This window comes from Burkholderia sp. BCC0397 (genome assembly GCF_902832865.1).
GTDB lineage: Bacteria > Pseudomonadota > Gammaproteobacteria > Burkholderiales > Burkholderiaceae > Burkholderia.
The window spans coordinates 187,473-211,776 of record NZ_CADFDL010000003.1 but is presented as its reverse complement, the minus strand read 5'-3'; the positions used below and the strand labels follow the sequence as shown (position 1 = coordinate 211,776).

Below are 24,304 nucleotides of genomic sequence, written 5' to 3'. Positions count from 1 at the left end.
TCGCGGGGCGCCGTGCGGCGGCACGCGCTGCGAAGGCGCCTGCGCTGCCGCTCAGTCGGGTTCGAGTTCGGCGAACCGCTCGGCCAGAAAGTCGAGCAGCGCCCGCACCGCCGGCAGCAGCCCGCGGCGCGACGCGAACACCGCGTGCACGATTTCGCGTCGCGGCGCCCAGTCGGGCAGCACCGTGACCAGTTCACCGCGCGAAACCTCGTCGCGCACCATCATCGTCGGCAACTGCACGACGCCGACGCCTGCGACGGCCGCCGCGCGCAGCGCGAGCATGCCGCCCGTCACGAAGCGCGGCTGGTGATGGATTTCCGCATGCGCGCCGTCGGGGCCGCGCAGCCGCCACACGTGCGTGGATTGCGGCACGCCGTGATCGAGGCTCGGCAGGCGCGCGAGATCGGCGGGAACGGCCGGAACACCGTGCTCGCGCAGCAGCGCGGGGCTCGCGACGAGGCACTGGCCGCGCTCGGCGAGCACGCGCAGCGCGAGATCGCTGTCCTCGAGCGGCGGCGGGCGCACGCGGATCGCGACGTCGATCCCTTCGCCGACCACGTCGACGCGCCGGTTGGTCGCTTCCAGATGGATCTCGACGCGCGGGCACGCGGCCATGAATGCGGCGATCATCGTGCCGACCAGCGAATCGAGCAGCACGATCGGGCAACTGACGCGCACGATGCCGCGCGGCTCCTCGTGCAGCAGCGCGATCGCCTCGTCGGCGGCATCGGCCTCGACGAGCATCGCGCGGCAATGCGCGTAATAGGTCTGACCGACGTCGGTGACCGTGAAGCGGCGCGTCGAACGCTGGATCAGCCGCATCCCGAGCCGTGCCTCGAGCAGCGCGATGCGGCGGCTCAGCTTCGATTTCGGCATGTCCAGCGCGCGCCCGGCCGGCGCGAAGCCGCCGTGTTCGACGACCTGCACGAAGTAGTAGAGATCGTTCAGATCCCGCGCTTTATCGTTCATGAAATGGAACGCTGAGTGCGATTTTGGCAGTCTACCGGATCGATCGTTCCATCTCTATATTGTCATTCATGGATGCGAAACACGGGTTTCGCCGCAATATGGAGAAGGGCAATGAAGAAGATCCAGGGTGTGTACAGTGCGCCTCGCGGCCATTGGGTCGGCGACGGTTTCCCGGTGCGTTCGATGTTCAGCTACCAGTCTCACGGCACGCACCTGAGCCCGTTCCTGCTGCTCGATTACGCGGGCCCGGCGACGTTCGAACCGACGACCGCGCCGCGCGGTGTCGGCCAGCATCCGCACCGCGGGTTCGAAACGGTGACGATCGTCTATGACGGCGAAGTCGCGCACCGCGATTCGACCGGCGCGGGCGGCACGATCGGCCCGGGCGACGTGCAGTGGATGACGGCCGCGAGCGGGATCCTGCACGAGGAATTCCACTCGGAGGCGTTCACGAAGCGGGGCGGCCCGCTCGAGATGGTGCAGCTGTGGGTGAACCTGCCCGCCGCGGACAAGATGGGCGCGCCCGGCTACCAGACGCTGCTGAACGCCGATATCCCGGTGGTCGAGCTGCCGGACGGCGCGGGACGGGCGCGGATCATCGCCGGTGAACTCGACGGGCGGCGCGGCCCGGCCCGCACGCACACGCCGATCGACGTGTGGGACGTGCGGCTCGTGGCGGGCGGCCATGCGCGGTTCCCGGTCGCCGAAGGGCGGACGCTCGCGGTGGTCGTGCTGAGCGGCACCGTGCAGGTGAACGGCGAGACGGTGGCCCGCGAAGCGCAGTTCGTGCAACTCGGCCGCGACGGCAGCGACGTCGAGATCGAAGCGAACGGCGACGCGAAGCTGCTGATCCTGAGCGGCGAGCCGATCGACGAGCCGGTCGTCGGTTACGGCCCGTTCGTGATGAACTCGCAAGCGGAGATCCGTACCGCGATCGAGGACTTCAACAGCGGCCGCTTCGGCCAGATGCCGGCATGACGGCATGACGGCGTGATGAGCAGGCCCCGCGCGATGCGGGGCCTTTTTTTCGAGCGCGGGCAGGCGGTCACGCGCGATGTGCGCTTCGGGGCATAATCGACGGTTGCCGCGCGCCGGCCGGCGCGCCCGAATCAGGACCGCACATGAACGCATCCGCACCCGCCGCATCCCCGAGCACCGCCGATCTCGACTGGCGCTGGAAACCCTTCGACGCGCTGACGGCGCGCGAAATCTATTCGATCCTCGAAGCGCGCAGCGCGGTATTCGTCGTCGAACAGAACTGCGTGTATCGCGACATCGACGATGCGGACCAGGCCGCGTGGCACCTCGCGGCCTTCGACCCGGCCGGCCGCCTGGCCGGCTATCTGCGCGTGCTGCTGCCGGACGCGCAGCACACCGACGTGCGCATCGGCCGCGTGCTGACGACCGCCGCGTTTCGCGGCGCGGGCCTCGGCAACGGGCTGCTGTCGCGTGCGCTCGAGCATATCCGCGCGCAATGGCCGGATACGCCGGTGAGCCTGCATGCGCAGGCCCACTTGCAGCGTTTCTACGGGGCATTCGGCTTCACGCCGAGTTCGGACGTGCACGACGAGGATGGCATCCCGCACGTGTGGATGAGCAGCGCGCGCGCGTGACGCGCGCGGCGCTGCGCGGCAGTCAGTGCGCGGCGCGTGCGACCGGCGGTTTGTCCGCGCGCTGCGCGACCCGTTCGCCGATCAGGCGCCCGCGCGCGGACAGCCGCAGCCAGTGCCGCAGCGCGATCAGCGCGCCGATCACGCTCATCATCGAGCCGGGAATCCACAGCAGCAGGCCGCCGATCTGCTGATCGCGCAGCGGGCTCAGCCACGTGAACGCACGGCCGCAGATCGAGTAGATCGGATACAGCTCGTGCGGCGTGAAGAAGATCAGCGCGCCGAGCGCGATCTGCGGCGGGATCGCCGCGACGACGATCAGGATCCGGCGGCCCGGCGACAGCCGCGCGGGCGGCGCGGGCCGCGGATCGACGACGAGCCACCAGAACAGCAGCCCGTCGATCACCATGCTCCAGTTCATCACGCGATAGAGACGCCAGTCGAGCATCGCGATGAAGTGGATCGGCGACAGCAGCCAGAAATAGATCAGCCCGACGAACAGCACGACGGCGACGACCGGATGGAACACCACGTCGAGTGTCGCGCGTACCGGCGCCCACGCGAGCGCGGGGCGCACGAAGCGCTGCCGCCAGCCGAACGGAATGCCTGCGCGGATCGCCGCGCCCGGATAGGACAGCGCGATGAAGAACGGCCCGAGGTGATGCAGCACGAGATGCTGCGCGCGGTGCATGAAGAATTCGTGCTCGAAGAAGTAGTCGAGCCGCGTATGCAGCGCGATGTAGAGCGCCGTCAGCCCGAACCAGAACGAGAACTGCCGCAGCGGCGACACCTTCGCCTTCTTCACGCCGCGCGCGAACAGCACGGCGGCCGTCAGCACCGCGATGACCACGGTCGGCGACGGTTCCCACGGATCGAGCCAGTACAGGAGGTTCATCGCGCGTGCATCACTTCGCCTGGGCCGGCGATTTCACGGCGAACGGCGCATCGACCGTTTCGCCGTCGGAGAATTTCAGGCGCAGGTGCACGGTGTCGCCCGGCTTGATCGCGTGCTTCGGCTCCTCGAGCATGAAGTGATAGCCGCCCGGCGCGATGTCGACCTTGCCGCGTGCGGGGATCGTCAGCTTGTCGACCATTTCCATCTTCTGCGTCGAGCCGTTCGATACCGTCTGGTGCAGCATGGCCATCCCGTAGTCGGGGCTGTCGACGTCGACGAGGTCGATCGGCTTGTCGCCGGTGTTCACGAGCGTCACGTAGCCGCCCGCGGGCAGCTTGTTCGGCAGCCAGCGCACCCAGGCGTTCTGCGCGCTGACCGCACCGGCGGCATAGGCATGGGCGCCGGCGCACAGCGCGGCGACGAGGGCGAACGTCTTGAGGGTCGTTTTCGTTTTCGTGTTCATGGCGGAATTCAGGTCGTGGAGGCAGTGTCGATGATCCGGCGCACATCGGCGGCGATGGCGTCGGGCGAATCGCGATCGGTCGCGAGCAGGCGCGCGCGGCCGCTCGCGTCGAAGATGTAAACGGCCGAGCTGTGCGTCACTTCGTAGCCGCCGGACGGATCGCGTTTTTCCATCTGGTACGCGACGCGATAGCGCTTCGCGAGCGATTCGATCTGGCCGTCGGTGCCGGTCAGGCCGCGCGCATGCGCGGCGTCGAACGCGGCGACATAGGACTGCATCGCCTGCGGCGTGTCGCGCGCGGGATCGACCGATACGAACAGGATGCGCACGTTGTCCGCTTGCGGGCCGAGCTTCGCCAGCACTTCCATCAGCCGCGCCAGCGTTTCGGGGCAGACATCGGGGCAGTGCGTGTAGCCGAAGTAGACGAGCGCGACGCGGCCGCGGAACGCATCGGCATCGACGGGATGGCCGTCGCCGCCCGTCAGCTTGAACGACAGGTCGGGCAGGTGGCCGGTGACGTTGGTCAGGTTCCAGCGCGGCTCGTCGTGCGTACACGCGGCGAGCGCCACGGCGGCGGCGAGGGCCGCAGCCGTGCGGATGAGGCGGGAGAGGCGAGACGGCATCTTAGGGACTGTTTCCATATGGAACGCGCATGCGTTGCCACGAGAACGGCCGCTCGCGAGGCGCGTGACGCTGCGAATACTGACGTATTCGCAAGGAGCGCAACGCGGCGAGCGGCCGTTCTCGTGGCAACCCCAAATTAAAAAACATTCTACGGGAATGTCCGAAATTGCCCGTATGGCGGCGTCGCGCGTCGCTTGTTTGGCTCGGCCAAACGGCGCTCCTTACTCCTTGCCCTACGAGCAATTTCGGACATTCGCATGCGCGTTCCATATGGAAACAGTCCCTAAGCTCGATCGGACTAAATGGGTAGCCGGCCGGCGCGATGCCATGCGTCGCGCGGCAGGCGGTTGCGACTGTAGCGCAATTCGCGCGCCTGCGTCCTTTCGAAACCGGTACGGGGCGGACGAGCGGGGCAATATGTCGCAGTTGACGCGGCGGGTGGCGCGAGGTCCGCGCTCCTCGGTTTCGCCCATCTGGGGGCGCAGGCGCGGTAAGATGCGCACAACTCCATTCGCGCAGCGGCGGCCGGCATTGCCGGCCGACCCTCAGACTATCGAATCGATGCAATCCGTTCCGGCTTCCCTGTCCCTGACCGATACCGCGTTCTTCTTCGACTTCGACGGCACGCTCGTCGAACTGGCGCCGACGCCCGACAGCATTCACGTGCCGCCGTCGCTGCTGGCGCTGCTCGACGAGTTGTCGCGCCGCTCGCACGGCGCGGTGGCGATCGTATCCGGGCGCGGCATCGACAACCTCGACACGTTCCTGAAGATGCCCGGCCTGCCGATCGCCGGCCTGCACGGCGCGGAGCGCCGCGATGCGAACGGCGACACGCAGCGCATCGGCTTCAACGACGAACGCCTGCTGCGCATCGAGCGCGAGCTCGCGGGCGTGGTCGACCGCCATCCGGGCATGCTGCTCGAGATCAAGGGTGCGGCCGTCGCGCTGCATTTCCGCAATGCGCCCGAGCGCGAGGCGGTGGCGCGCGAAGCGGCCGAGCGCCTCGTCGCCGACTATGCGGATGCGTACGTGCTGCAACCCGGCAAGATGGTGTTCGAGATCAAGCCGAAGGGCGTCGACAAGGGCCGCGCGCTGGCCGCGTTCCTCGACGAGCCGCCCTTTGCGGGCCGCGTGCCGCTGTTCGCGGGCGACGACCTGACCGACGAGAAGGGCTTCGCGGTGGTCAACGCACGCGGCGGCCTGTCGATCAAGGTCGGCGCGGGCGAGACGTCCGCGCGCATGCGGCTCGATTCGGTCGACGCACTGCATGAGCAGATCGCGGGCTGGCTCGGTGCGGGGCAGCCGCACGCATGAGCCGGCTCATCATCGTTTCAAACCGCGTCGCGCCGATTTCGGAAGGCGAACCGGCGGCGGGCGGCCTCGCGATCGGCGTCTATGACGCGCTGAAGGAAACCGGCGGCATGTGGTTCGGCTGGAGCGGCGAAGTGGTCGCGTCCGGCGCACCGCAGCCGCAGATCCGCATCGAGGAGCGCGGGCCTGTGACGTTCGCGACCGTCGGGCTGTCGCGCCGCGACTACGACCAGTATTACCGCGGTTTCTCCAACGCGACGCTGTGGCCCGCGTTCCATTACCGCGCGGACCTGATCCAGTACGATCGCCACGAATTCGACGGCTATCGTCGCGTCAACGTCTGGCTTGCGCAGCAGCTCGTGCCGCTGCTGCAGGACGACGACGTGATCTGGGTGCACGACTATCACCTGATTCCGTTTGCGCGCGCGCTGCGCGACGCCGGCGTGAAGAACCGCATCGGCTTCTTCCTGCACATCCCGTTTCCGGCCGCACAGGTGCTCGTCAACGTGCCGCCGCACCGCGAGCTCGTCGAGTCGCTGTGCGCGTTCGATCTGCTCGGCTTCCAGACCGAGCCCGACCTGCGCGCGTTCTGCGACTACGTCGAGTTCGAGGCGGACGGCGAGGTCGAGCACGACGGGCACACGGTGCGCGTACGCGCATTCGGCCAGACGCTGCGCGCGGCGGCCTATCCGATCGGCGTGTATCCGGACGAGATCGCGTCGCTCGCGCAGGCGGGCGAGCACGGCAAGGCGGTGCGCACGCTCGCGACGTCGCTGCGCGGGCGGCAACTGATCATGAGCGTCGACCGGCTCGATTATTCGAAGGGGCTCGTCGAACGATTCCGTGCGTTCGAGAAGCTGCTCGAGCACCAGGCGTCGATCCGCAACCGCGTATCGTTCCTGCAGATCGCGCCGTCGACGCGTGCGGACCTGCGTGCGTACCAGGACATCCGCCTGCAGCTCGAAGCGGAGTCGGGGCGCATCAACGGGCGCTACGCGGAGCTCGACTGGGCGCCGATCCTCTACATTCACCGGCAGTACGACCGGCAACTGCTGGCCGCGCTGTACCGGCTCGCGCGCGTGGGCTTCGTGACGCCGCTGCGTGACGGGATGAACCTCGTCGCGAAGGAGTACGTGTCCGCGCAGAATCCGGACGATCCGGGCGTGCTGGTGCTGTCGCGCTTCGCGGGCGCCGCGCGCGAGTTGACGGGCGCGCTGATCGTCAATCCGATCGACATCGACGGGATGGCCGATGCGCTGTCGCAGGCGCTGACGATGCCGCTCGCCGAGCGGCGCGCACGCTACGCGGACATGATCGCGCAGCTTCGCGAGAACAACGTGTCGGTGTGGCGGGACAATTTCCTGCGGGATCTGCAGCAGGTCTGAATTATTGCTTGCGGTGCAATTGAAAAAGCCGCCGTGCGAGAAGCACGGCGGCTTTTTTGTCGGCGGGATGCCGGCGCGTCAGGCCACGCGTTCGCCGGTCGGCGTGTTGCCGTCCGGGGCCGCATGATGGCGGCCGTGCTGCTTCGCGAGCAGGTCGCGGTACAGGCCGGGACGGCTGCGCAGCACGTCCGGCGGGCCGTCGTCGATCACCTTGCCGTTGCTCATCACGATGATGCGGTCGAAGTTGCGCAGCGTCGACAGGCGGTGCGCGATCGCGATCACCGTGCGGCCGACCATCAGGCGGTCGAGCGCGCTCTGGATCGCTTCCTCGGACGCGCTGTCGAGCGCCGACGTCGCTTCGTCGAGCAGCAGGATCGGCGCATCCTTCAGGATCGCGCGCGCGATCGCGATGCGCTGGCGCTGGCCGCCCGACAGCTTGACGCCGCGGTCGCCGACGATCGTGTCATAGCCTTCCGGCATCGCCTCGATGAACTCCGCACAGCGCGCGTCGCGCGCGGCGGCGAGCACTTGGTCGCGGGTCGCGTCGGGGCGGCCGTACGCGATGTTGTCGTAGATCGTCCGGTGCAGCAGCGAGATGTCCTGCGGCACCAGCGCGATCGCGTGGCGCAGGCTGTCCTGCGTGATCGTCTTCACGTCCTGGCCGTCGACCTTCACGACGCCGTCCTGCGTGTCGTAGAAGCGCTGCAGCAGCGCGAGCACGGTCGACTTGCCGGCGCCCGACTTGCCGATCAGGCCGACGCGCTGGCCCGGCTCGATATGCAGGTCGAAGTGGTCGAGGATCGCGCGGCGGTGCGGGTACGCGAACGTCACGCGTTCGAAATCGACGCGGCCGCCCTTGGCCGACAGCGGTTGCGCATCCGAGCGGTCCAGCATCCCGTGCGGTTCGAGCAGCGTCTTCACCGCTTCGGACAGGCGCGCGACGTGCTGCGTGACGTCGACGAGCGCGACCGCGAGATCGCGCGTGCCGTGCAGGATCGTGAAGCCGAGCGAGCTGACGAGCACGATGTCGCCGGACGTCGCGCGGCCCTGGTCCCACAGCCACAGCGCCCAGCCGAGCAGGCCGGCGGACAGCATCGCGGTGATCACCGCGTGCAGCAGCCGCAGCTTCTCGAGATAGAGCAGGCTTTGCTGGCGCGCGTCCATCTCGGCCTTCACCGTTGCGCTGAAGCGCTTCTGTTCGCGCAGCGTCATCCCGAACGCGCGCACGAGGCCCATGTTGCCGATCACGTCGACGAGCTCGCCGTCGACCGCCGCGGCCTTCGCCGCGAATGCGTGGTGGCGCGCCGAGCCGCGGCCGGCGAGCTTGAACAGGATGATGGACAGCACGGCCGAACAGCCGAGCAGGCCGGCCGCCATCAGCGGATTGACGACGATGATCATCAGGATCGCGCCCATCACCGCGATGCACGGCGGCAGCACGTTCCACGCCATCGTGTTCTCCGACGTGTAGACCGCATTCGACGTGGCCGTGATGCGGCTGGCGAGCGTGCCCGGCTGCTTCTCCGAGTAATACGTCGGCGAATGGCCGATCAGGTACTGGAACAGGTCGCGCCGCAGGTCGCCAGTGACCGCGACGAACGTGTGCGCGGCGACCCAGCCGCCGACGCGCCATAGCAGGTTGTCGGCCGCGATCAGCCCGACGAGCAGCGCGAACGCGCTCCACAGCGGGCCCGGGTGATGGCGTCCGGTTGCCAGCACGTCGATCAGGTGCTTGATCGCATATTGCGAGCCGAGCGCGCAGCCGACGGCGGCCAGCACGCTGCAGAGCACGATCAGGTGCGCGGCGGGGTGGAGGCGGATGTAGCGGAACAGGAACGCGATCGGCCGATGCGCGTAGCTCGACAGCTTCGCGTTGTGGGCGTTGCGCTGGGCGGGGGTAAGAGAGTCCAAAATATGCGTGCGGTGATTCGGTGATTGAGCGTCGCGGCTGGATCGCAGGCCGGCGTTCGCTCGGACTGAATAATCCGGCATTGTAAACAAGGCTGCGCGTGGCGCTGCGCGAATCTTGCCTTGGCCAGGGGCTCGCGTTCGATTTTGAGATAAAATCCGGCATCCCGTCCTGCTCGTGTGCCGGAATCACGCTGCCGGCAGCTGCGGGTTAACAAGGATCGCCAAAACGGCCTTCCACTCTAGAACGGACGCCCGAGTCCGCGGGTTGCAAAGTGTTGCGCCTTTGTAACAAAGTAAAGTGTTTGAAATGTCGCGCGCCGTATCGGGATTAACCCTAGATAATCGGCTCCGGGTTCGATTCCAGGTTTTTTACGAACCCCTGTCAACGGGTCTTCGTTTCAAACGTTCTATGCCTGTCGCGTCGCCGACGCTCCTTGAGCAGCGCGGGTTCGACGCCCCCGGCAGGCTGATTCGTCCGATGTTCGGACGACATGCATCCAGCCCGGACCACCGGCAGGTTGCCGACCCATACCTGGTTTTTTGCCGATTTTTTAGGAGTTACGCATGCGAATCGCCCAAATCGCTCCGTTGCATGAAGCGGTACCCCCGAAACTGTACGGTGGTACCGAGCGAGTGGTGTCCTACCTCACCGAAGCACTCGTCGAGATGGGGCATGACGTCACGCTCTTCGCGAGCGGCGATTCGCAAACCTCCGCGAAGCTCGAAGCGTGCTGGCCGCAGGCGCTGCGCCTCGACCCGACCATCCGCGACGTGATGGCCCCGCACATGCTGCTCCTCGAGCAGGTGCGCCGCCGCGCGGAAGAGTTCGATGTCCTGCACTGCCACATCGACTACTACCCGTTCTCGCTGTTCTCGCGCCAGCCGGTTCCGCATCTGACGACGATGCACGGCCGTCTCGACCTGCCGGAACTGCAGCCGATCTTCAATGCATTCAGCGACGTGCCGGTCGTGTCGATCTCCGACAACCAGCGCATCCCGCTGCCGCAGGCGAACTGGCTGTCGACCGTCTACCACGGCCTGCCGGAAAACCTGCTGACGCCGATCCCGAACGTGAAGCCGAGCTACCTCGCGTTCCTCGGCCGTATCTCGCCGGAGAAGCGCGTCGACACGGCGATCCGCATCGCCGAGCAGGCCGGCCTGCCGATCAAGATCGCCGCGAAGCTCGACAAGGCCGACCGCGCGTACTACGAAGAGAAGATCAAGCCGCTGTTCGCGCTGCCGCACGTCGAGTACATCGGCGAAATCAGCGAGTCGGAAAAGACCGAATTCCTCGGCAACGCGCATGCGCTGCTGTTCCCGATCGACTGGCCGGAGCCCTTCGGCCTGGTGATGATCGAGGCGATGGCCTGCGGCACGCCGGTGATCGCGTTCAAGCGCGGCTCGGTGCCGGAAGTGATCGACAACGGCGTGTCGGGTTTCGTCGTCGAAGACGAACTGTCGGCCGTCGCCGCGCTCAAGCGTCTCGATACGCTGCCGCGCGAGAAGGTTCGCGCCGCGTTCGAAGCCCGTTTCTCGTCGAAGGTGATGGCGCAGAACTACGTGAAGGGCTACGAGGAACTGCTGCGCCAGAAGCGCCGCACGGTGCTCCGCGAAGTCAACGCAAGCTGATTGCGGGCCGCCGCCGCGTGGCGGCGCGCGACCGTCACGACGCCCCGTCCGGGTTTTCCGGCGGGGCGTTGTCACATCTGCGGCGCGGATCTGTTGTATTCTCGCCGCGCCCGGCGCTGCGAACGGCCCCCGAAGCGGCCCGGCACGCCATCCGGCCATCTGTCCAGACGGTAATGTCCCTATAATGGCCGTGCCGTGAAATCCGGCCCGGTACGAATATCCAGAGGAGAGCAGTCTTGGCGAGAACGAAAACCACGCGCGCAGCGCCGGCCCCCGGCGCCGGCGTGATCTTCGCGTTGCGCGCGATCGGTCTCGTGCTGCTCGCGCGCTGGCTGTTCTCGATGTCCCAGATGGGCTATCGCTCGTCGCTGTCGGCGATGGTGTCGTCGCCGTGGGCATTCATCTACCTGATCCTGATCTTCCTGCTGCTCGCGCTGCCGGGCGCCGCCGCACGGGCCGAGCGGCCGTTCCATCCGCTGCCGCAGTGGCTGCGCCAGGCGCTGCGCGTGTTCGCGCTGATCGGTTTCCTGTTCGCCGTGTGGTCGATCGGCGCGTTCACGTGGGCGGCCGGCTGGCGCCGTGCGCTGCATGCGGTGACGGCGACCAACGGCTGGCTCGTCGCCGCGCCGGCGCTGTACGCGGCGATCGTGTGGATCTGCCGGCCGCGGCCGCTGTGGCGGACCAACGTGGCCGCGCGCCGCTTCGCGGTCGGCCGGTATGCGATTTCGCTCGACGTGCTGACGCGCACCGCGATCGTCTGGATGGAAAGCCGCAAGGTCGGCCAGTACGACGCGCGCGAACTGTCGGTGCGCTGGCCCGGCCGCGCGGCGCTCGCCGCGGGCGAGCAGGGCGCGCAGCCGGCGGTCGTGCCGCCGCGCCGCGGCAGCCTGTTCAATCGACCGAAGGCGGAACTGCTGTGGGATTCTCCGGCGGCTGTCGGCCACAACCGGCAGATCGTGATGCGCACGCCGCTCGCGACCGAAGGCGACCGCGTCGCGGTGCTCGCGCTCGACGCGGCGCTCAAGCAGATCGTCTGATACGGCCCGCACCGGTTGCGGGCGACAAGGAGGCGCGATGATCGCCCGTTGGTTGCTGGCTGCCATTCACCTGAGTGCGTTCGGCGTCGCGTTTGCCGCGATCGCGGGGCGTAACCGCGCGTTGCGCCGGCTCATCGCGTCGGCGCAGGCGGCCGATTTGCCCGGCGTGTTCAAGGCGGATGCGGTCTGGGGGCTGTCGGCGCTTGTGCTGATCGCGACGGGGCTCGCGCGTGCATTCGGCGGGTTCGAGAAAGGGACCGCGTACTACCTGCACGAACCGCTCTTTCACCTGAAGATGACCGCGCTCGTGCTGATCCTGCTGCTCGAGATCGTGCCGATGCTGGGGCTGATCCGCTGGCGCGCCGCCGCGCGGCGGCAGCAGATGCCCGATATCGGTCGTGCGCGCACTTATGTGCGGATCGGCCACTGGCAGGCGGTGCTGGTGATCGTCATCGTGTTCGCCGCGTCGGGGATGGCGCGGGGGATAGGGACGCCCGGTTAGGGACGCCCGGCTAGGGGCGCCCGGCTAGGGGTGGCCGGTTAGCGGCGCCCGGCTAGGTGCGGCCACGCAGCTCCCGCATGGCGACAACCATCCGGATCCCGCTCCACTCACAAGGCGCTTTCGAGCCCGGCGCCAGCCGGACCGGCCGCGCACGGCATCATGCCTGCCGATTCCCGTCCGACCGGGCGGTTTCGCCGCCCGGCTCGCCCGGTGCTCAGCGCACGAGGCAGGGGCGCTTGTTGTTGAACGTCCAGCCCGGGATCAGATACTGCATTGCCGCCGCGTCGTCGCGGGCGCCGAGGCCGTGCTGCTTGTACAGTTCGTGCGCGAGCGCGACCGCATCCATGTCGATGTCGATGCCGAGCCCCGGCCGCTTCGGCACTTCCACCAGCCCGTTCTCGATCTTCAGCGGCTCGCGCGTCAGCCGTTCGCCGTCCTGCCAGATCCAGTGCGTATCGATCGCGGTGACCTGGCCCGGCGCCGCGGCTGCGACGTGCGTGAACATCGCGAGCGACACGTCGAAGTGGTTGTTCGAATGCGAACCCCACGTGAGGCCCCAGTCGCGGCACATCTGCGCGACCCGCACCGATCCCTGCATCGTCCAGAAGTGCGGATCGGCGAGCGGGATGTCGACGGCGTGCAACTGCACCGCATGGCCCATCTGCCGCCAGTCGGTCGCGATCATGTTGGTCGCCGTCGGCAGCCCCGTCGCGCGGCGGAATTCGGCCATCACCTCGCGGCCGGAATAACCGTTCTCCGCGCCGCACGGATCTTCCGCATACGCGAGCACGTGATGCTGGTCGCGGCACAGCCGCACGGCCTCGTCGAGCGACCATGCGCCGTTCGGATCGAGCGTCACGCGCGCGTCGGGGAAGCGCTCGGCGAGCGCCGTCACGGCTTCGATCTCGCTTGCCCCCGCGAATACGCCGCCCTTCAGCTTGAAGTCGTTGAAGCCGTAGCGCGCATGCGCGGCTTCGGCGAGCCGCACGACGGCTTCGGGCGTCAGCGCGGCTTCGTCGCGCACGCGCGTCCAGTCGTCGGTCGCGCCGCGGCCGTCGCGATAGGGGAGCGCGGTCTTCGTGCGGTCGCCGATGTAGAACAGGTAGCCGAGCATTTCGACGCGCTCGCGCTGCTGGCCTTCGCCGAGCAGCGCGGCGACCGGCACGCCGAGATGCTGGCCGAGCAGGTCGAGCAGCGCGGCTTCGAGCGCGGTGACCGCGTGGATCGTCGTGCGCAGGTCGAAGGTCTGCAGCCCGCGGCCGCTCGCGTCGCGGTCGGCAAAGGTGCGCCGCACGTCGTTGAGCACCGCATGATAGTTGCCGACCGGCTGGCCGACGACGAGCGCGCGCGCATCGTCGAGCGTGCGGCGGATGCTTTCGCCGCCGGGCACTTCGCCGACGCCCGTGCGGCCCGCGCTGTCCTTCAGGATCACGAGGTTGCGGGTGAAGAACGGGCCGTGCGCGCCGCTCAGGTTGAGCAGCATGCTGTCGTGGCCGGCGACCGGAATCGCTTGCAGGTCGACGATGCGCGGCGTGTCGTGGGAGGGCGAGGCAGTGACGGCGTTCATGGGCGGCGATGGCGAAAGAGTGGGCGATGCCGTGCGGCAAAAGCTTTGCCGCGCGCGGCGGGAGGTGCGATCATTCGACAACCGACGTGCGCGGCGCGCAAGCCCCGCAGGTCGACGCAACCCGAAACGGGGTGGAAGCGACAACCGGGCCAGCGGAGCGCAGAACGCGAACGCGGGTCGATCGTCACGCACGGGACCGGGCGGTGCTGAACAGCCGACCCGAGTCGACAGGAGATCCGTGCACCGATCATCAGTCGTCGGATGACTTGTGACGCAGTATAATGAATCATCGGCTTTCGCTCAAACCCCGCGTAAACCCTCGGCTCACATTACGATCATTCAAAAAGGAACCGGCCACATGTCCGTGCCTACGCTTCCCGCAGCGCCGCGCCGTCGCGCACGCAGCCTCGCACAAGATGTCGTCGACGCGCTGACCGCGCAGATCGAAAACGGCACGCTGCGTCCCGGTGACAAGCTGCCGACCGAAACCGAAGTCATGGCGGCGCAGGGCGTGAGCCGCACGGTCGTGCGCGAGGCGATCTCGCGGATGCAGGCGAGCGGCCTCGTCGAGACGCGCCACGGCATCGGCAGCTTCGTGCTGGAGCCGTCGCGCCGCCAGACGCTCGGCATCGATCCCGCGACGATCACGACGCTGCGCGACGTGCTCGCGGTGCTGGAGCTGCGCATCAGTCTCGAGAGCGAGTGCGCGAGCCTCGCCGCGCAGCGCGCGAACGATACCGACCTCGCCGCGCTGCGGCGCGCGCTCGACGCGATCGCGACGGGCGCGGGCGGCGGCCGCGACACCGCGCAGCTCGACTTCCAGTTCCACCTGCAGATCGCGCAATCCACCGGCAACCGCTATTTCGTCGACATCATGACGCAGCTCGGCACGTCGATCATCCCGCGCACGCGCGTGAATTCGGCGCGCTTTGCCGGCGACGACCTCGAGCGCTACGTTGGCCGGCTGAACCATGAGCACGAGGACATTTACGAGGCGATCGCGCGCCACGACCCGGAAGCCGCCCGCGCCGCGATGCGCACGCACCTCACGAACAGCCGCGAGCGGCTGCGCCGCGCGCACGAGGCAGCCGAGGCCGAGGCCGGCTGACCGTTGCGTCGCGGAGCCCGCGTGGCGGCGGGCCCGGTCGAATCGCCTCAACATCAGTCGTCATACGAGAGCGGTGTGACCGCCTCGATCTCCGCGGCCAGACGGCGTTTCCGCCGCCGGCCGTCCGCATCGCCGATCAGCCTCCCTTCGTCACGATCGTCTTCCACGCGCCGTTCTTCACCTGGTACAGCGTCGACATCCCGCTCTTCAGCGAGCCGTCGTTCGCGAACGAGATGCGGCCGGTCACGCCTTCGAAGTCGATCTTCTTGAGCGCCGGGCGATAGACCTTCGGGTCGGTCGAGCCGGCCGCCTGCATCGCCTTGATCGCCGCCCACGCCGCGTCATAGCCGAACTGCGCATACGACAGCACGTCGACGCCGAAGCGCTTCTTGAAGCGCGCCTCGAAATCCTTCCCCTTCGGCAGCTCGTCGAGCGGCTGGCCGTATTCCCACGCCATCGCGCCTTCGGCGGCCGGGCCCGCGATCTTGATGAACTCGTTGTCCTTCACGCCGCCGCCGCCGACGAACTGCGCGTTCAGCCCAAGCTGGCGCATCTGCTTGATGAAGTTCGCGGCGAGCGAATCGAGGCCGCCGAAGAAGATCAGGTCGGGGTTCTTGCCCTTCAGGCTCGTGATCTGCGCGCGGAAATCGACTGCCTGGTTGCTGGTGAACTCGCGCCCGATGAGGTTGCCGCCGGCGGCTTTCACGGCCTTCTCGAATTCGTCGGCCTCGCCCTGGCCGAACGCGGTGCGGTCGTCGATGATCGCGATGCGCTTCGCCTTCGTCACGTCGACCGCGTACTTGCCCGCGTTGCCGGCGTTCTGGCCGTCGGTCGCGATCACCATGAACATGTTCGCGAGCCCGCGCGACGTGAGCGTCGGGTTGGTCGCGGCCGGGTCGATCACCGGAATGCCGGCCTTGTCGTAGACCACCGACGCCGGGATCGTCGTCCCCGAGTTGAAGTGACCGACCACCACCGACACGTTCTGATCGACCAGCGCCTGCGCGGCCTGCACGCCGATGCGCGGGTCGGCCTGGTCGTCCTGCACGACGAGATTGAAGTGGGCAGGCTTGTCGGCGATCTGCACCTTCTGCGCGGCCGCATCGTCGAGCGCGAGCTGTACGCCGTTTTGCAGATCCTTGCCGTAGCCGGCGTTCACGCCCGTGAGCGGCGCGGCGAAGCCGACCTTCACGTCGGTTGCGTCGGCGGCCTGGGCGGCCTGTTGCGAGAGGAGGGCAAGCGCGGATGCAATCGACACGGACAGCAGGGAATGACGGAATTTCATGTTGTTCCTCTTGTTCGACACCTGCGAGTGGGTACCGCACGCGTTCGGGCGGGCCGGGCGCGTGCGACGGTCGGGCGGTTCGACCGCTTCTCGGAATCGGGCGGGGAGGTCGGCATCGTGATCCTCGGAAACATCTCCCGTCAGGCTCCGCGAAGAGCCCCGATTGCTTCGATATATAGGTCGCCGATATGCGCGGGTCTTGGAAATTTGCCGCGCATTCGATGCGGATTTGCGCATAGCTTCCGCGCGTGCGCGGGCGGCCGGTATCGGGAATTTCCCGTCGCGAACGGAACGGGCGGGGAGGAAGGGGGACGGAGCGGGGCAAGGCAGCGGCGCAGCCCGCCGGGGCCGCGCCGCGCGTGGGCCGACGTCAGTCGGACAGGGCGTCCGATGCGGCTTCGGCGTCGTCGTGCGACGCGGTCGTGCGGATCAGCGGGTCGCTGGTGCTCGGGCGGCCCGTTTCGACGTGGCCCGCGAAGCGGCGCAGGAAGCCGAGCAGCCGGCCGTCGCTGACGGTCAGGTCGTACCAGCCGTGGCTGCCGCGCAGGTCCCAGTAATCGTCGACGTGCGCGCCCGGCGCGAGGTCGAACGTGCGCGCGTGACCGTGGCCGTACGCGTTCGTGACCTTGAGCCGCACGGCCTTGTGGCCGCGGTTCATCAGGCGCAGCGTGATGTTGCCGTTCGCGACGTCGTAGCCGTAGATCACCTCGGGGTTCACGTTCGCGCTGCCGACGCCGGTCGCGAACGGGCCGCGGAAATGGCAGTAGAAGCCGTTCGGGCCGTACACGTCGAGGTCGTACAGGCCGAGCGACGCGGCGGCGCTCCACGTATCGGCGACGCGTTTGCCGGCTTCGACCGTGTACGCCCACGGGCCGTCGACGCGGTTGCGCGACTGGACCTGGAACGCTGCGCCTGCCCGGCCGGTGTTCGCGAAGGTCAGCCGGAACTGGCCGTTCGCGGCTTCGACGCGGCCGTGCACGAACAGCTCGTACGGCAGCGCGCGCGCCGGCCGCAGCCCGGCTTCCTGTTTCGGCAGCTTCTGCAGCACCGGCGGCACCGGGATGTAGTCGGGATGGCGCACGCGGTCGGGCGGCGCGTAGCCGCTCGTGTCGGGCAGCGTCGGCCATGCGGCGTCCGCGGTCGCGAACTCGAACGCCGACGTCAGGTCGCCGCACACCGTGCGACGCCACGGCGACACGTTGGCGGCCGTGACCGGATACTGCGCGCCGAACCGCGCCTCGATGAATTGCAGCAGCGACGTGTGATCGAAGGTCTGCGAGCAGACCCAGCCGCCCTTGGTCCACGGCGACACGACGAGCATCGGCACGCGCGGCCCCAGGCCGTACGGGCCGGCCATGTGCGATGCGTCGCCGGCGAATGCCTCGTTGGTCGTCGCGACCGTCGACAGCCCGTTGTCGCGCGACTGCGGCGCGAACGGCGGCGGCACGTGGTCGAAGAAGCCGTCGTTTTCGTCGTACGTGATGAAGAGCGCGGTCTTGCTCCACACGTCGGGATTCGACACGAGCGCCTTCAGCACCTGCTCGATGTACCACGCGCCGTAGTTGGCGGGCCAGTTCGGGTGCTCGGAATACGCTTCCGGCGCGCAGATCCACGACACCTGCGGCAGCGTGCCGTTCTTCACGTCCTGCTGCAGCACGTCGAACAGCGTGCCGCCGGCGCTGATGTTGGTGCCGGTGCGCGCCTTGTCGTACAGCGGCGTGCCGGGCAGCGCGGTGCGGTACTGATTGAAGTAGAGCAGCGAGTTGTCGCCGTAGTTGCCGATGTACGGGTTTTGCGTCCAGCCCCACGAGCCGTTCGCGTCGAGCCCCGTGCCGACGTCCTGGTAGATCTTCCACGACACGCCGGCCTGTTCGAGCACTTCCGGATAGGTCGTCCAGCCGTAGCCTTTTTCCTCGTTGCCGAGCACCGGGCCGCCGCCCGTGCCGTCGTTGCCGACGTAGCCCGTCCACATGTAGTAGCGGTTCGGGTCGGTCGAGCTCGGGATCGCGCAGTGGTACGCGTCGCAGATCGTGAACGCGTCGGCGAGCTGGTAGTGGAACGGGATGTCGTCGCGCTTCAGGTACGCCATCGTCGTGGTGCCCTTGTTCGGCACCCACTGGTCGTAGCGGCCCTTGTTCCAGGCGGCGTGCATGTCCTGCCAGCCGTGCGGCAGATCCTGCAGGAACTGCAGGCCGAGCTTGTCGGCGCCCGGGTGGAACGGCAGCAGTTCGGCCGGGCCGACCGGCTGGTGAAACACCGACTTGCCGTTCGCGAGGCGCAGCGGGCGCGGGTCACCGAAGCCGCGGACACCGCGCATCGTGCCGAAGTAGTGGTCGAACGAGCGATTCTCCTGCATCAGGATCACGATGTGTTCGATATCGCGGATCGTGCCGGTGCGGCGATTCGCGGGAATCGCGAGCGCATCGCGGATCACGGGCGGGAACAGGTTCAGCGCGGCGGCGCCGGCAGTGCCGGCGGCGACGCGCAGGAAGTCACGACGGTTCGATCGGGTCATGGTCGTTATCGTGCGATAAAGGGGGAGCCGATTGGCGGGACCTGCGGGAACGGCGCGCGCCGGGTCGCAGGATGCGGCTGCGCCGGTTCGTGCCGCCGCGAGCATAGCGAGGAATCGGTGTCATTCATGTGAAGTCCGGAAACGTTTGCACGCGTGGAGCGGATGGCGGCCGGCGATGCGTGGCACGCCGGAGGACCGGAGAACGGCGGGAGGCAACGGGAGCAACGGGAGGAGCGGGAGCAGCGGGAGCAACGGGAGCAACGGGAGCAACGGGAGCAACGGGAGCAACGGGAGCAACGGGAGCAACGGGAGCAACGGGAGCAGCGGGAGCAGCGGGAGCAGCGAGGCAGCAGAGGGCAGCAGAGGGGCGCCAGAGGGGCAGCAGTGGCGAGAATGGCGAGGCGCACGCGTCAGGCGTCGGTCACCCACGCGCCGAACCATTCGCTCGGCCGCGCGATCTCGTCCTGCGCGGCGACGAGCTCGAGCTCGTAGCGGCGCGCGTCGTAGGTGGCCTTCACGACCGCGTGCACGGCCGCGAGCGTGTGCTCGAACGCGGCGCGCACCGAGTCGCCGCGCAGCCGGCACGCGACGAAGATCGCGCTGGTCAGGTCGCCGACGCCGACCGGATGGCGCGGAAACGCATACAGCGGCCGCTGGCCGATCCACGCTTCGGTTTCGGTGACGGCGAGCATGTTGAAGCGGTCGGCCGGGCTGTTGCGGTCGTGCAGGTGCTTGACGAGGATGATCTTCGGGCCGCGGCGGATCAGCGCGCGGCACGCGTCGACGGCTTCGGCGACGGTCTCGATGCGCCGCCCGGCGAGCTTCTGCAGTTCGGTATGGTTCGGCGACATGCCGTCCGCGAGCGCGGGCATCTCCTGGACGATGAATTCCTCCACGCCGGGCTCGGGCCGGACGCCGCCCGTCTGGCCCATCGCCGGATCGCAGAAGTACCACGCGTTCGGATTCATCGCCTTCACCGTGCGCACGATCTCGACCGCCGCGCGCGCCTGCGGCGGCGAGCCGAGGAAGCCGGACAGCACCGCGTCGCAACGCTTGAGCGCGCCGATGGCGGCGACGCCGTCGACGAGCTGTTCCATCTTCGCGGCATCGATCGCGCTGCCGGCCCAGTGGCCGTACTGCATGTGATTCGACAACTGGACGGTGTTGAGCGGCCAGACGTTGATGCCGAGACGCTGCATCGGGAATACGGCCGCACTGTTGCCGGCATGGCCGTAGATGACGTGCGACTGAATGCTGAGGACGTTTTTCATGGGAATCCGCCTGCACGCGTTTCAGGGTCACGTCACACGATACCCGAGTTCGTCATACGCGCGGAAGTCGCGCGGCCCCGGAGTGTTGCGCGCCGTCGTCACGCGACCGCGTAGAATCGCGGGGCGTGAGACAGCTCCACTGCAGCCCGGCTGCCCGCGCGCGTCCCCAATCACCGTGATCGCCATGCTTTCGATTTGCAAGATCCTGTCCGTCGCGCGTGCCGCCGTGCTCGGCGCGAGCGCCGCCGCCGCGTGCGCGATGCCCGTTGCGGCCGTCGCCGCGACGCCCGCGGCCAACGACGGGCCCGCGTACGGCCCGCGCCTCGAAGGGTTCGCGTATCCGGCGCCCGTGCACGAATACGCGTTCGTGTCGCAGCGCGAAACCCTCGAGATGGCGTACCTCGACGTGCAGCCCGCGCACCCGAATGGCCGCACCGTCGTGCTGCTGCACGGCAAGAACTTCTGCGCGGCGACCTGGGAGGACACGATCGGCGTGCTGAGCCGCGCCGGCTATCGCGTGATCGCGCCGGACCAGATCGGCTTCTGCAAGTCGTCGAAGCCCGAGCGCTACCAGTACAGCTTCCAGCAACTCGCGCGCAACACGCATGCACTGCTCGAATCGGTCGGCGTGAAGTCGGCGACGATCATGGGCCACTCGACGGGCGGGATGCTCGCGATCCGCTACGCGCTGATGTATCCGAAGGCGACCGACCAGCTCGTGCTCGTGAACCCGATCGGCCTCGAGGACTGGAAGGCTCTCGGCGTGCCGCCGCTGTCGGTCGACTACTGGTATGCGCGCGAACAGAAGACCACGGCCGACGGCATCCGCCGCTACGAGCAGGCCACGTACTACGCGGGCAAGTGGTCGCCGTCGTACGAGCGCTGGGTGCAGATGCTCGCCGGGATGTATCGCGGCGCCGGCCGCGACGCGGTCGCGTGGAACTCCGCGCTGATCTACGACATGATCTTCACGCAGCCGGTGGTCTACGAATTCGGCGCGATCCGCGTGCCGACGCTGCTGATGATCGGCGACAAGGATACGACCGCGATCGGCAAGGACGTCGCGCCGCCCGACGTGCACGCGAAGCTCGGCCGCTATCCGGAGCTCGCGAAGCGCACGCAGGCCGCGATTCCCGGCGCGCAGCTCGTCGAATTCCCGGCGCTCGGACACGCGCCGCAGATCCAGGACCCGGACGCGTTCCACAAGGCGCTGCTCGACGGGCTGGCGGCCGTGCGCCCGCAGTGATGCGGGGCCGGCGGCCGGCGGCGCGCGGCCGTGCCGTCAGCTTGCCTCGTTCGCGAGTTCGTCGCGGATCTGCGCGGTCAGCTCGAACGAGCGCAGCCGCGCGGCATGATCGTAGATCTGCGCGGTGACGATCAGCTCGTCGGCGCCCGTCTGCGCGATGCGCTCGCGCAGCTTGTCGCGCACCGTGTCGCGCGAGCCGACCGCCGCGAACGACAGCGAATGCGCGACGGTCGCGAGTTCGAGTTCGTTCGCCTCGAGCACGTCGACGGGCGGCGGCAGCTTGCCCGGCGTGCCGCGCCGCAGGTTGATGAACTGCTGCTGCAGCGACGTGAACAGGCGCCGCGCCTCGTCGTCGGTCTCGGCCGCGAACACGTTGACGCCGACCATCGCATGCGGCTTCGGCCATGCGGCCGACGGTCGGTACTGCGCGCGATAGATCTCGAGCGCCCGCATCAAATAATCCGGCGCGAAGTGCGACGCGAACGCGAACGGCAGCCCGAGCATCGCCGCGAGCTGCGCGCTGAACAGGCTCGAACCGAGCAGCCACACCGGAACGTCGAGCCCCGCGCCGGGCACCGCCCGCACGCGCTGGCCGGGTACCGGCTCCGCGAAGTAGCGCTGCAGCTCCGCGACGTCGTCCGGAAACGAATCCGCGCTGCCGATCAGGTCGCGGCGCAGCGCGCGCGACGTGGTCTGGTCGGTGCCGGGCGCGCGGCCGAGGCCGAGATCGATTCGCCCTGGATACAGCGACGCGAGCGTGCCGAACTGTTCGGCGATCACGAGCGGCGCATGGTTCGGCAGCATGATGCCGCCCGAGCCGACCCGGATCGTCTGCGTGGCGCCCGCTACGTGGCCGATCACGACGGCGGTGGCCGCACTCGCGATTCCCGGCATGTTGTGATGCTCGGCCAGCCAGTAGCGCCGGTAGCCCCAGCGCTCCGCGTGCTGCGCGAGATCGACGGTGTTGCGGAACGCCTGCGAGGCGTCGGCGCCGGCCGGGATGGGGGCGAGATCGAGTACGGAAAACGGTGTCATCGGAAGACCTTCGAAACGGGGTGGCGTGGTGATGCGCTGACGCAACAAACGTCAAGGATTTTGCCAAAGGGTTCCGGAACGTGCTGGCGGCGCGCGGATACCCATGCGCCTTACAGGGGTGCAGGGTTGCTTGCGACGATCGTTGCAAAAATCAATCTAATCGCTGATTAATTACCAAACTTTACGGCGATTGGAAATGAAACCGCATCGACATACAAATTTGCACGAAACGTCTGATTTTCAAGACTGCAATACGCCTGCAAAGTGCTTACGCTAATGTGAACGTGGCCTGGCCGATCAGGTTCGTCGACCGCTCAGCTTTGCCGGAATTGCACTAGTCCGTTTCTCGTAGCGCCACGCGCGGGGGGGCGCGGACTGCTAAAATCCGGCGCCTGCCCCTGTTGTGCCGATGGAGCCATTCGAGTCTTCCCGCATGCCGTCCGGGCGCTGCGCGAGGATGCGCCACGCGAAGCCGGGCATGGCCGAACCCGAACAACGGGTCGTGCCTCCCCATTACAGACGCTGCTGGAACAAGGAGTCGGGACGTGCCCGCGTTCGTCGTTGTCGGAAACCCGCATCACGCTCAATCACGCTCAAGCGTTTGCCATGGCGCGCAGGTCGCCGGGAGGCGTCGCGCATGACACCTACCGCAACGCTGCTCGACTGGCTCCTGATTGTGTTCACGCTGGCCGCGGCCGGCTATGCGCTCGTCGCGGCCTTCGCGCCGCGGCCGCGCACGCCGCGCACGGCCGCGCGCGACGGCTTCGAGCCGGTCAGCGTGCTCAAGCCGCTGTGCGGCGCGGAGCCGCACCTGTACGAAAACCTCGCGACCTTCTGCGTGCAGCGCCATCCTCGCCATGAAGTGCTGTTCGGCGTCGCATCGTCTGCCGATCCGGCTATCGCCATCGTCGAGCGGCTGCGCGCCGATCATCCGGAGTGCGACATCACGCTCGTGATCGACGCGCGCGTGCATGGCAAGAACCTGAAGGTCAGCAACCTGATCAATCTCGCCGAGCGCGCGAAATACGACCGCATCGTGATCGCGGACAGCGACATCGCGGTGCAGCCCGACTACCTGGAGCGCGTGACGGCGCCGCTCGCCGACGCGTCGGTCGGGGTCGTCACGTGCCTGTATCATGCGCGCAGCGTCGGCGGCTTCTGGACGCGGATCGGCGCGCAGTTCGTCGACGCCTGGTTCGCGCCGTCGGTGCGGATCACGCACCTCGGTCGCTCGAGCCGCTTCGGCTTCGGCGCGACGCTCGCGCTCACGCGCGACACGCTCGACCGGATCGGCGGTCTCGTCGCGCTGAAGGACGAGCTGGCCGACGATTTCTGGCTGGCCGAGCTGCCGCGCCGCCTCGGGCGGCGCACCGTGCTGTCGGAGGTCGAGGTCGCGACCGACGTGACCGAACCGTCGTTCGGGCCGCTGTGGCACCGCGAGACGCGCTGGCTGCGCACGATCCGTTCGCTGAACCCGGCCGGCTTCGCGTTCCTGTTCATTACGTTTACCGTGCCGTGGCTCGCGATCGGCGCGGCGCTTGCATTGCGTCTCGACGGCACCTTCGCCGGCACGCTGGCGGGCGGAGCGGCCGCGGTCGGCGGATTCGGGCGGCTCGTGCTGCATGCGCGCGGCGAGGACGGCTGGCGCGTGTTCTGGCGCGACCTGCCGCTCGTCGCGGTGCGCGACACGCTGCTCGCGCTCGAGTGGCTCGCGGCCGCGTTCGGCACGCACGTCGTGTGGCGCGGTGCGAGGATGGCGGTCGTCGGCGGCGAACGCGCGACGGCGGCCGTGGAAGCAGCGGACGGCCGCTAGGGCCGTCGATCGAACCCGGCCCGCGGGCCGAGACGCGTCGCACGGGCAAGCCGCGCGGCGCGACATGACAGAGAGGCGGGCGCCGGCATGGCGGCCCGCGGTTGATTGACTGAATCGTAGTAACGAAA

20 protein-coding genes are annotated in these 24,304 nt (G+C 68.3%); 10 read left to right on the top strand and 10 right to left on the bottom strand.

The features are described from left to right. Positions 1–51 precede the first annotated feature (51 nt). On the bottom strand, positions 52–969 hold the full coding sequence (locus HWX03_RS11005) for a LysR family transcriptional regulator (RefSeq protein ID WP_175820247.1): 918 nt from the start codon (positions 967–969) through the stop codon (positions 52–54). A gap of 111 nt (positions 970–1,080) precedes the next feature. Between HWX03_RS11005 and HWX03_RS11000 the strand changes: the two genes are divergently transcribed. Together HWX03_RS11000 and HWX03_RS10995 are read left to right on the top strand one after the other, a co-directional pair. Then, positions 1,081–1,947, top strand: coding sequence for a pirin family protein (locus HWX03_RS11000; RefSeq protein ID WP_174430104.1), 867 nt, complete (start codon positions 1,081–1,083; stop codon positions 1,945–1,947). A 143-nt stretch (positions 1,948–2,090) separates the two neighbouring features. Continuing rightward, positions 2,091–2,582, top strand: coding sequence for a GNAT family N-acetyltransferase (locus HWX03_RS10995; RefSeq protein ID WP_027805430.1), 492 nt, complete (start codon positions 2,091–2,093; stop codon positions 2,580–2,582). A gap of 22 nt (positions 2,583–2,604) precedes the next feature. On the opposite strand, the gene HWX03_RS10990 is transcribed toward HWX03_RS10995, so the two are convergent. The 3 genes from HWX03_RS10990 to HWX03_RS10980 are packed head-to-tail and all read right to left on the bottom strand — an operon-like array spanning position 2,605 to position 4,578. Beyond that, entirely contained in the window at positions 2,605–3,474 is an 870-nt protein-coding gene (locus tag HWX03_RS10990; RefSeq protein WP_175871269.1) for a cytochrome c oxidase assembly protein, read from the bottom strand. 10 nt (positions 3,475–3,484) lie between these two features. Further along, positions 3,485–3,937, bottom strand: a complete 453-nt coding sequence (locus tag HWX03_RS10985; RefSeq protein ID WP_175820243.1) for a copper chaperone PCu(A)C — start codon at positions 3,935–3,937, stop codon at positions 3,485–3,487. Positions 3,938–3,945: 8 nt separating this feature from the next. Beyond that, on the bottom strand, positions 3,946–4,578 hold the full coding sequence (locus tag HWX03_RS10980; protein WP_175871268.1) for an SCO family protein: 633 nt from the start codon (positions 4,576–4,578) through the stop codon (positions 3,946–3,948). A 544-nt stretch (positions 4,579–5,122) separates the two neighbouring features. Here HWX03_RS10980 and otsB point away from each other — a divergent pair. Together otsB and otsA are read left to right on the top strand one after the other, a co-directional pair. Next, the gene (otsB, locus tag HWX03_RS10975) at positions 5,123–5,875 is read left to right on the top strand and encodes a trehalose-phosphatase (protein WP_175871267.1); all 753 of its coding nucleotides are present in this window, start codon (positions 5,123–5,125) and stop codon (positions 5,873–5,875) included. Then, the gene (gene otsA, locus HWX03_RS10970; RefSeq protein WP_175871266.1) at positions 5,872–7,257 is read left to right on the top strand and encodes an alpha,alpha-trehalose-phosphate synthase (UDP-forming); all 1,386 of its coding nucleotides are present in this window, start codon (positions 5,872–5,874) and stop codon (positions 7,255–7,257) included. Before otsB ends, otsA begins: the two co-directional genes overlap by 4 nt. Positions 7,258–7,335: 78 nt before the next feature. Here otsA and HWX03_RS10965 read toward each other — a convergent pair whose 3' ends face one another. Continuing rightward, entirely contained in the window at positions 7,336–9,168 is a 1,833-nt protein-coding gene (locus HWX03_RS10965; RefSeq protein ID WP_174431550.1) for an ABC transporter ATP-binding protein, read from the bottom strand. Positions 9,169–9,732: 564 nt separating this feature from the next. Between HWX03_RS10965 and HWX03_RS10960 the strand changes: the two genes are divergently transcribed. From HWX03_RS10960 to HWX03_RS10950, 3 genes are all read left to right on the top strand, one after another. Beyond that, positions 9,733–10,797 (top strand): glycosyltransferase family 4 protein, encoded by a 1,065-nt coding sequence (locus HWX03_RS10960; protein ID WP_006476459.1) that lies wholly within the window; start codon positions 9,733–9,735, stop codon positions 10,795–10,797. Positions 10,798–11,033: 236 nt separating this feature from the next. Then, on the top strand, positions 11,034–11,834 hold the full coding sequence (locus tag HWX03_RS10955) for a hypothetical protein (RefSeq protein ID WP_175820239.1): 801 nt from the start codon (positions 11,034–11,036) through the stop codon (positions 11,832–11,834). A 37-nt stretch (positions 11,835–11,871) separates the two neighbouring features. Continuing rightward, positions 11,872–12,336, top strand: a complete 465-nt coding sequence (locus tag HWX03_RS10950) for a DUF2214 family protein (protein WP_175871265.1) — start codon at positions 11,872–11,874, stop codon at positions 12,334–12,336. 214 nt (positions 12,337–12,550) lie between these two features. Here the strand turns inward: HWX03_RS10950 and gudD are convergent, their stop codons facing one another. After that, positions 12,551–13,903, bottom strand: coding sequence for a glucarate dehydratase (gene gudD, locus HWX03_RS10945; protein ID WP_175871264.1), 1,353 nt, complete (start codon positions 13,901–13,903; stop codon positions 12,551–12,553). 358 nt (positions 13,904–14,261) lie between these two features. Between gudD and HWX03_RS10940 the strand changes: the two genes are divergently transcribed. Beyond that, positions 14,262–15,011, top strand: coding sequence for a FadR/GntR family transcriptional regulator (locus HWX03_RS10940; protein ID WP_089467013.1), 750 nt, complete (start codon positions 14,262–14,264; stop codon positions 15,009–15,011). Positions 15,012–15,147: 136 nt separating this feature from the next. Here the strand turns inward: HWX03_RS10940 and HWX03_RS10935 are convergent, their stop codons facing one another. From HWX03_RS10935 to pdxY, 3 genes are all read right to left on the bottom strand, one after another. Further along, entirely contained in the window at positions 15,148–16,296 is a 1,149-nt protein-coding gene (locus tag HWX03_RS10935) for a branched-chain amino acid ABC transporter substrate-binding protein (protein ID WP_175871263.1), read from the bottom strand. 370 nt (positions 16,297–16,666) lie between these two features. Then, positions 16,667–18,811: a phospholipase C, phosphocholine-specific gene (locus HWX03_RS10930; protein WP_175871262.1), complete on the bottom strand. Its 2,145-nt coding sequence runs from the start codon at positions 18,809–18,811 to the stop codon at positions 16,667–16,669. Between the two features lie 410 nt (positions 18,812–19,221). Then, positions 19,222–20,082, bottom strand: coding sequence for a pyridoxal kinase PdxY (gene pdxY, locus HWX03_RS10925; protein WP_175871261.1), 861 nt, complete (start codon positions 20,080–20,082; stop codon positions 19,222–19,224). A gap of 184 nt (positions 20,083–20,266) precedes the next feature. On the opposite strand from pdxY, the gene HWX03_RS10920 reads away from it, so the two are divergent. Continuing rightward, positions 20,267–21,328, top strand: a complete 1,062-nt coding sequence (locus HWX03_RS10920) for an alpha/beta hydrolase (RefSeq protein WP_175871260.1) — start codon at positions 20,267–20,269, stop codon at positions 21,326–21,328. Positions 21,329–21,364: 36 nt separating this feature from the next. Here HWX03_RS10920 and HWX03_RS10915 read toward each other — a convergent pair whose 3' ends face one another. Continuing rightward, entirely contained in the window at positions 21,365–22,363 is a 999-nt protein-coding gene (locus HWX03_RS10915) for an LLM class flavin-dependent oxidoreductase (RefSeq protein WP_174434375.1), read from the bottom strand. Between the two features lie 637 nt (positions 22,364–23,000). On the opposite strand from HWX03_RS10915, the gene hpnI reads away from it, so the two are divergent. Beyond that, a complete protein-coding gene (gene hpnI / locus HWX03_RS10910) occupies positions 23,001–24,176 on the top strand; it encodes a bacteriohopanetetrol glucosamine biosynthesis glycosyltransferase HpnI (RefSeq protein ID WP_175871259.1) in 1,176 nt (391 codons plus the stop codon). Positions 24,177–24,304 lie beyond the last annotated feature (128 nt).